At 33.0% G+C, this 8,002-nt stretch carries 9 protein-coding genes; 5 read left to right on the top strand and 4 right to left on the bottom strand.

Translation table 11 applies throughout. The annotated features are described in order from the left end of the window. From ACGH6Q_RS11680 to ACGH6Q_RS11665, 4 genes are all read left to right on the top strand, one after another. Positions 1–810 (top strand): DUF6708 domain-containing protein (locus tag ACGH6Q_RS11680; protein WP_411592897.1); only part of this gene is annotated, 810 nt, incomplete at its 5' end. A 6-nt stretch (positions 811–816) separates the two neighbouring features. Further along, on the top strand, positions 817–1,131 hold the full coding sequence (locus ACGH6Q_RS11675) for a hypothetical protein (RefSeq protein ID WP_411592896.1): 315 nt from the start codon (positions 817–819) through the stop codon (positions 1,129–1,131). A gap of 16 nt (positions 1,132–1,147) precedes the next feature. After that, the gene (locus ACGH6Q_RS11670; protein WP_411592895.1) at positions 1,148–1,975 is read left to right on the top strand and encodes a DUF6708 domain-containing protein; all 828 of its coding nucleotides are present in this window, start codon (positions 1,148–1,150) and stop codon (positions 1,973–1,975) included. A gap of 27 nt (positions 1,976–2,002) precedes the next feature. Continuing rightward, entirely contained in the window at positions 2,003–2,179 is a 177-nt protein-coding gene (locus ACGH6Q_RS11665) for a hypothetical protein (protein ID WP_411592894.1), read from the top strand. Between the two features lie 362 nt (positions 2,180–2,541). On the opposite strand, the gene ACGH6Q_RS11660 is transcribed toward ACGH6Q_RS11665, so the two are convergent. Then, positions 2,542–3,858 (bottom strand): MFS transporter, encoded by a 1,317-nt coding sequence (locus ACGH6Q_RS11660; RefSeq protein WP_411592893.1) that lies wholly within the window; start codon positions 3,856–3,858, stop codon positions 2,542–2,544. A gap of 239 nt (positions 3,859–4,097) precedes the next feature. Between ACGH6Q_RS11660 and ACGH6Q_RS11655 the strand changes: the two genes are divergently transcribed. Next, a complete protein-coding gene (locus tag ACGH6Q_RS11655) occupies positions 4,098–5,138 on the top strand; it encodes a tagatose 1,6-diphosphate aldolase (RefSeq protein WP_065560449.1) in 1,041 nt (346 codons plus the stop codon). Positions 5,139–5,253: 115 nt separating this feature from the next. Here the strand turns inward: ACGH6Q_RS11655 and grxB are convergent, their stop codons facing one another. The 3 genes from grxB to ACGH6Q_RS11640 all read right to left on the bottom strand — a co-directional run bounded on the left by grxB (position 5,254) and on the right by ACGH6Q_RS11640 (position 7,867). Then, positions 5,254–5,904 carry a glutaredoxin 2 gene (gene grxB / locus ACGH6Q_RS11650; protein WP_085166067.1) on the bottom strand — a complete coding sequence of 217 codons (651 nt, stop codon included), beginning with the start codon at positions 5,902–5,904 and terminating at the stop codon, positions 5,254–5,256. Continuing rightward, on the bottom strand, positions 5,901–6,527 hold the full coding sequence (locus ACGH6Q_RS11645; protein WP_411592892.1) for a Pr6Pr family membrane protein: 627 nt from the start codon (positions 6,525–6,527) through the stop codon (positions 5,901–5,903). The genes grxB and ACGH6Q_RS11645 overlap by 4 nt, the downstream gene beginning before the upstream one ends. Positions 6,528–7,042: 515 nt before the next feature. Next, positions 7,043–7,867 carry a hypothetical protein gene (locus ACGH6Q_RS11640; protein WP_411592891.1) on the bottom strand — a complete coding sequence of 275 codons (825 nt, stop codon included), beginning with the start codon at positions 7,865–7,867 and terminating at the stop codon, positions 7,043–7,045. Between the last annotated feature and the right edge of the window lie 135 nt (positions 7,868–8,002).

The following is an 8,002-nucleotide window of genomic DNA, read 5'->3' as shown; positions in this document are numbered from 1 at the left end:
CAACCCCAAATTTTTGGTTGGATAAGCGATTTAGAAAAAGGCGGTAACTATTTAACGGGGGCGGATCAGCGTCTTCTCTATGCCAATGATAACTACTGTGCTTTTATTCGCAAAACAAAATCTGATCAGATTTTTTATTCATTTATTTTTGTTATTGCTTGTGTTCTTTTAATACCTGCTACATATATATTTTTAACAATAATTTTAAATTCAAATTCTAAGACGGAAAATTCGATAGTGAGTCTCTCTTATTTTATTGTAATTGTCTCATTGTTTGCTTTTTATCTTTTTATTCCCGAAATCTATCATAACTTATTTACACGCCAAGGAAGCCCCATTATTTTTAACCGTAAAACGGGTAAAGTGTATATCAATGAAAGCTATTTTTTTAATTTTAAAGTGTTACGCAATCCGCTAACTTTTTTGCACCCGAATAAAAAACGCATAAAAGAATATGACTGGGCCCATTTACAAGGGGTGGTGGTGCATAATTTTTCACGATATTCACTCAACACCACCATATTAATGGTGTGCAAACCTCATACCCATAAAACAATCGACCATATATTATTAGACCCATTACGTGCTGGCATAGGCAGTTATTTGGTTTGGGGTTGGGTCAATAACTTTATGTGCGCTAACAAATTAGCGGGTCTAAACGACGGCAAATACAAATGGGAACAAGAAACCCAATTTAAAGAAAAAATTATTAAAGGACAAGGCTGGCCCGAATGGATGGTTGAAGCGTTTAATGCCACATCGCAACAAGAGTTAGCTGAAATTAAACAACGGCATCATGTAAAACAATAAGGTTCAATGCTCAGGGCGGGGACGGATCAAAAAGCCTATTTTGATAAATATGATCGTAATATCGACGTACTGACTAGGCGCCCAATACCCGATTATAGCAAAATTGACAAGCCAGACGAATTTATTTTAACCACATCGGCTAATCATCTTACTGATAAAATAACAACCAACAGCAACCAGCCTGTTCAAAATGGGCTCATTATCAATAAATGGATCGCTGGCACGATAGGTGTGTTTAATATTGTAAAATATCAAATTATTATTCAATACAATAACCGTGAAGACGTGCCATTAATCGTGACTAAAAACAATAAAATTTAAAATAAGGAACAGAACAATGCCATCACAATATCAACCCCAAATTTTTGGTTGGATAAGCGATTTAGAAAAAGGCGGTAACTATTTAACGGGGGCGGATCAGCGTCTTCTATATGCCAATGATAACTACTGTGCTTTTATTCGTAAAACAAACTCTGATCAGATTTTTTATTTATGTATAAGTTTATTTCTGTCAATTTCAATGTTTTTTGTGATACCTGGTTTATCATATGGACTTATGATATTTAAAATAACATCTGAAACTGAATTTGTTTTTTATGTTTTGGTTGTTATTTTAATCTGTTTTATTCTCGTTTTATATTTAATGATTCCAGAATGTTATCAAAACCTTTTTACACGCCGAGGTAGCCCCATTATTTTTAACCGCAAAACGGGTAAAGTGTATATCAATGAAAGCTATTTTTTTAATTTTAAAGTGTTACGCAATCCGCTAACCTTTTTGCATCCTAATAAAAAACGCATAAAAGAATATGACTGGGCCCATTTACAAGGGGTGGTGGTGCATAATTTTTCACGATATTCACTCAACACCACCATATTAATGGTGTGCAAACCTCATACCCATAAAACAATTGACCATATATTATTAGACCCATTACGTGGCGGCATAGGTAGTTATTTGGTTTGGGGTTGGGTCAATAACTTTATGTGCGCTAACAAATTAGCAGGTCTAAACGACGGCAAATACAAATGGGAACAAGAAACCCAATTTAAAGAAAAAATTATTAAAGGACAAGGCTGGCCAGAATGGATGGTTGAAGCGTTTAATGCCACATCGCAACAAGAGTTAGCTGAAATTAAACAACGGCACAATATAACGGAATAGCCCAAAAACCGTTGCTGTTTGGCAAGAATGGGCAAAGCATTATGGCAAGCCCATTTTACCGATATTGAAGAAATCGAAGTAAAAAAAACCGATCCTAACCAGTCAGATAGCCACCTAACGGTCACAACATGGGTAGCGGGCACCTTTGCTTATGATCTAGTAAGTAGCTATCAAATCATATTCTGCAACGATTTCACTACGTGATTTACCATGTTGATAAAGACTGACCATTTGATGTTTAAAATCATCATTGAATGTTCGTTTTTTGCGTTTAATCTTATTTATATTAGATCCTTTTTTAGTTGCGATAAGTTTACCTTATCCCTTAAAAAGTTTAGTTTTTTCAAAATTTTATTTAATAGTATTGATTATTTAACAAGCCATACTAAAACGTAGTCTTTCCTGAAAGTTTTTAACAAAATAAGTTGGATATATCGTTTAAATAAATAAATCTGGCTGGTTTGAATATAAGGTAGGTCAGGTAAATGGAAAGTAAGAATAAATTCTTATACTTTCCATTTCAACATATTATTAAATAATAATTAAAATTCTATGGTCAGCATTTATTATGCAATATCTTTAGCTATATACTTTTGACTGTTATCCTTAATAAATAAATATAATCCAATCAATGCACCAAATCCAAATAATCCAATAACATAAATAGCTGGTGCCATTTTGCTAACAAAATCACTCAAAAAGGAGATCAACAGAGGTGTTAATCCGCCCGCAATAGCGTAAGCCATGTTAAATGAAAATGATACACCACTATAACGAATTTGGGTAGGAAACACTCTCACCATAAAATAAGCAAAAGAGCCTACAATACCAACACTAAAACCTGCTAAAGAATAAGTAATAAATAAAAGATGTGGGTTATCTAATGATAGATAAAAAATAGCAATAACAATAGTTGCAATAACACAACCTATTAACATCACTTTCCCCATAGCAAATTTATCCATCATCATTCCATAAAATGTACAACTTATAATTAGTCCAATGATAGCTAATATATTTCCTTGCAACGCATCTATCGCTGAATAACCAAATTGCTTTTGTAATAAAATTGGTGTCATTAGCATAATAACCATAATACCAGCAGACAACACCCAAGTGAGTAGCATAGATAAAATAGTTTGAGGCAAATACCCCGTCAATACAGTGAGCACGGGTATTTTTTTAGCTAATTCTTGTTGTTTACGATTTTGCATTTCCAGAAAAATTGGTGTTTCTTTTAACCAACGACGTAAATACATTGCTATCAATCCGAAAACACCGCCAACTATAAATGGTATGCGCCATCCCCAATCAATAAGTTGTTCCGAAGATAAGCACTTATTCATGGCCGTTGAAACTAACGAACCAAGCAAAATACCTAGGCTCAATCCGCTTGTCAATATTCCACATGCCAATCCAATTTTATTTTTCGGTACATGCTCAGATACAAAAGTCCAAGCGCCAGGAACTTCTCCTCCTACAGCTAGGCCTTGACATAATCGCATAAACAGTAACAATAAAGGTGCAAAAATACCAATATTAATATACGTAGGTAAACAACCTATAAATAGTGTTGGTAATGCCATAAGCAGTATACTTAGCGTGAACATCCTTTTGCGACCAAATCGATCGCCAAAGTGGGCCATAACGATTCCACCCAATGGGCGTATTAAATATCCAGCAGCAAAAATACCAAAGGTCTGTACTTGGCTCAGCCAATCAGGCATATCATTCGGAAAAAAAAGGTGACTAATGGTTATAGAAAAAAAGACAAAAATAATAAAATCATAAAATTCTAATGCTCCACCTAATGCAGAAAGCGACAACGTTTTATAATCCTGAGCATTTAAAGTTCTTGTTGGTGTATGGAGTACTTTGTGCATGTTCATCCTTGTAAATTATTGTTTACAAACAGTTTTATATTTTTAACTACTATACTCTAACACTTGCTCTTTTAAAAGAAGATAACGAATCAAGTAATTATTTAGCTCAATCATAATGCCACTACATAACAATTGAATTTATTAAAATTATGCATATCGTTAAAACTAGCACAAATGATTAATAAACAACCAAATAAAAAAACTACAATAACACATCTTACTAAATGGAGAGCTATAAAATGGCGAAAAAATGTATTTCTCGTGGTAAATTTACACGTATGCAGCAGTTATCAAACCAAGATGGTATTATTGCAGCATTAGCGATCGATCAACGCGGTTCAATGGTTAAAATGATGGAATCTGCTGTGGGGAAAGATCGTTATCATATCGATATGGTGTATGAATTTAAAGAACTTGTCTCTCAAGAATTAACTAAATATGTTAGTGCAATATTGTTAGATGAAGAATATGGTTTTAAAGGCATGGCAGCTAAAAATAGCAATGCTGGATTAATCATGTCATACGAAAAAACAGGATATGATGCTAGTACTCCAGGACGATTACCCGATATTTTGCCGGAGGATTCATTACAACGCCTAATAAAAAAAGGTGCCGATGCCGCAAAAGTATTGGTTTATTATAATCCGGATGATCCTCAAGATATTTTAGATAAAAAACACGCATTTTTAGAACGTTTAGGCAATGAAGCTAGAGCCGCTGATATTCCTGTATTTGTTGAACCGATTGTATATGACAATGTGATAACCGATGATAAAAGTCCTGAATTTGCAAAAATCAAACCTCAAAAAGTCATCAACACGATAAAAGAGTTTACTAAAGAACAGTATTATATTGATATTTTAAAAGTCGAAGTTCCCGTATTGTTTAAGAATGTAGAAGGCTTTAACGACAACAATGTAGTTGTTTACACACAAAAACAAGCTGCTGACTATTTTAAACAAGCAAGTGAAGTAGCAACCCGCCCTTTTATCTATTTAAGTGCTGGCGTACCAACAAAAACCTTCCACCAAGAACTTATTTTTGCCGGTGAAAATGGCGCTAAATATAGCGGCATCCTTGGAGGTAGAGCAACATGGTTTGAAGGTGTTGCGGCCTATGCTAATGGAGGCAAAGAAGGTTTAAAACTTTGGCTAGATCAAACTGGTCGTGAAAATGTTGAACATCTCAATAAGATATTAAAACAATATGCAACACCTTGGTACGATATCTATGGTGGTAAAGATAATATTGAAGTGATTGATGTTAAATTAGGTAATTAATTGCTAAAACAAAAAAGAACAGGTTTATTCCTATTTTTCCTGTTCTTTTTTACCCTACGTTTTAGAATTATGATTTAATATCAAACAAAAATAGCAAGATCTGTATTTTTAATTGTTAAATAGCTTTATCAAAAAATAGATCAACTTTACTAAGTTTAGCCATTGATTGTAGGTAATCCTTAATTTTAGATGAAAAAGTTAAGCTTTTAACACACGTCAAATTCCGTAAAACTGGAAACAAACAGATATCATCTAAAGATAATTGTCCATTACATGCATCTGGTGACACAATCAATAACTCAAGTTTATTTAATATAGCAGATACGGCAGACACTAATGAATCCGTTTGCATCAAACATTCATCAAACGATCCCATTTTTTTTGATTTACTATTAACAAAAGAATCGATAGCACTTTGTGTCGCAAACTCAGCTAAACCTAGTTTTATATAACGTGGACACACTAACTTATAATCATATTGTTGCAACTGTTTTATTAAATCTGTGATATCTGGCGATCTAGGACCTGTTAAAATGGGTTTATCGCCATAATTGTTATCAACATAATCAACAATGTCTAAACTTTCAGGCATATAGCTACCATCATCTTTTTGTAAAATAGGCACCATTTTTTCACCAATCATGCGCTCTGGTGATTGAAAATCATCACTCAATAATACCTGTTTTTCAACCGGTATATTTTTTAGACCAAAAATCATTCTAGCCCTAACACAAAAAGGACAATGCTCATAAATATACAGTTTCATTTTCGCTTCCTTAAGAGTTCAATCGCCCATAATAAAAAAACTAACCCCAAAAATAATAAAAAAACAATACTTGAAGCATACAAAGCTTTGGGATAACCGATTCGTACAACATTAATAAAAGGGTATGGATATTGATTAGTATAATAACCTCGGACAAAAATATAAATGCCATAAGCTAGCATTGATAATATTGATCCTATAATGACATGAACGTTGATGCGTCTAAATGGCCCCCAAATCAGCCAACTTAATAAACCCAAAGCAGGTATAACAGCATGTAAACTTTCGTTAGTGATTTTCATTAATGCATTAGGCGGGGTATGGATACCTCTTAACACTAAATTATACACAATAGCCGTTATAATCACACCAGCCAAACCATTTAAGCGAATAACTTTAAAACTATATCGATTACAATTAGGGTTAACAGATAACCACAAACAACTTAATGCCAGCATCAAATTTGATAACACCGTAAAAAAGCTATAATAATAAATTAATCGGCCTATAGAAGAACTTGGTTGCCAAGGGCGAAACTTTGTATGCCAATAAATATAAGTTTCCATAGCAATAATTGCGATAGCAAACAGTGCTATAAAGAGATTAATACTTCGCTTAACCATAAAAAATAAATATAGATAAAACAGTACATCAGTATATACCAAACAGTATAAAAGCAAAAAGTTAACTGATTATTTTAAATTAATGCAAATAATTTAAAATAATCAGTTTTTAATATATAAATAAAATGCAATTCAACTAAAACATACTAACTAATGTCTACCGAGTGATATAAAAATAAATAGGTAATTAAATGATTAATCAATTGTTGTTTAAACTTGACGCCAAATTTTTTCATCATAGTCGTTTATTCTATAATTTTTAACTATACCATAGCAGCATTTGTCCGATTTTTGAGTAAGGCTTAATCTTTAGTTTTAATTTTCAGTGCGATATTTTATTAAATGTCTCATTTAATAAGTAATACATCCCGCCCTTTATAATGCTGTTCAAATTCTGCCAAATAAGTCGGGAGGATTAAAGGATATCATATTCTATAAGATGTCTTAACGTTATCACGGTAAAAATACAAATAAAAATCAAAAATTTGACATAACTATATATATTACCTTAACGCTTAACAAGTGTTATTTTCTTGCAAACATGACACAACCGAAGCGGTAAGTGGTGTTTTACCTACCATGATCAATTGTTTATCTTTTTTCATAGATACATTTTCAATGGCTAATACTAATGCCAACCAATACGAACAATAACCAGCATAACCAATTGAATTATCGATATTAAAATAATTTTTTGCTTCAAACTGAATTTGATTAAAGTAGTGCATAATTTCATTTTTAAAATCTGTCGAAATACCGCTATACCAAACCCCGTTATACTGGTTATCATCGGCACTACCCCACAATAAAGCATGTTCAATAGTTTGCGTGAATTCCGTTTTTTGTTCACTACGATAAACTTTTATTAATGGCGAATTAGCAGTAGGAAAAAATGGCGCTCTATTTACGTTTTCCCCTGCTAGAACTAGCATTGACGCAAACTCACCTTCGTCTTTAATTGGAGCAGAAAACAGATGTGTATTAATCACCAAAAGCAACTCATTATCATGAGCACTATCGTCTAACCATGTTTCTATAAATGTAGATGAATGGCTGGGATCTTCAATTTCAAAGCTAGCAGGATGACAAATTCTTTTTCCCAATGTTTCCATCCATAATGCCTTTATTTTATCGTTTGAAACTTCAGCATCAATAAATAACCTAACATGCAAATTTGATTGTGTTAACGCAGTTGCAAATTTAGCTTTGTATTCTTTTTCAAAACGACTAAAAATGGCCTTTAAACGCTCATCAAAGCTTTCAGATTTCATACCATCAATCACAGATAAAGTCGTATGGGGAATAACAATGCCACTATTGCGGTGTAATTTACTTATCATAAAAAAATCATTATTAACGATAGAGGCGGCATTTCTTGTTTCGCCCTGTTCTGTAATAAGTGATCCTCGCCAAAATATTAGACAGTGCCCGCCTCTATCATTTTTTCGTTTTGGTAATATTGTTGTTCATATTGT

The sequence above is a fragment of the Gilliamella sp. BG2 genome (assembly GCF_046635645.1).
GTDB classification, from domain to species: domain Bacteria; phylum Pseudomonadota; class Gammaproteobacteria; order Enterobacterales; family Orbaceae; genus Gilliamella; species Gilliamella bombi.
Note: the sequence above shows the minus strand (reverse complement) of the source record. Positions and strands in the feature narration are given on the sequence as shown.

Excerpts from the sequence above, each read along its gene's own strand:
- ACGH6Q_RS11675 (WP_411592896.1), top strand. The coding sequence starts at position 817 with ATGCTCAGGGCGGGGACGGATCAAAAAGCCTATTTTGATAAATATGAT.
- ACGH6Q_RS11670 (WP_411592895.1), top strand. The coding sequence starts at position 1,148 with ATGCCATCACAATATCAACCCCAAATTTTTGGTTGGATAAGCGATTTA.
- ACGH6Q_RS11665 (WP_411592894.1), top strand. The coding sequence starts at position 2,003 with ATGGGCAAAGCATTATGGCAAGCCCATTTTACCGATATTGAAGAAATC.
- ACGH6Q_RS11660 (WP_411592893.1), bottom strand. The coding sequence starts at position 3,858 with ATGCACAAAGTACTCCATACACCAACAAGAACTTTAAATGCTCAGGAT.
- ACGH6Q_RS11655 (WP_065560449.1), top strand. The coding sequence starts at position 4,098 with ATGGCGAAAAAATGTATTTCTCGTGGTAAATTTACACGTATGCAGCAG.
- grxB (WP_085166067.1), bottom strand. The coding sequence starts at position 5,904 with ATGAAACTGTATATTTATGAGCATTGTCCTTTTTGTGTTAGGGCTAGA.
- ACGH6Q_RS11645 (WP_411592892.1), bottom strand. The coding sequence starts at position 6,527 with ATGGTTAAGCGAAGTATTAATCTCTTTATAGCACTGTTTGCTATCGCA.
- ACGH6Q_RS11640 (WP_411592891.1), bottom strand. The coding sequence starts at position 7,867 with ATGATAAGTAAATTACACCGCAATAGTGGCATTGTTATTCCCCATACG.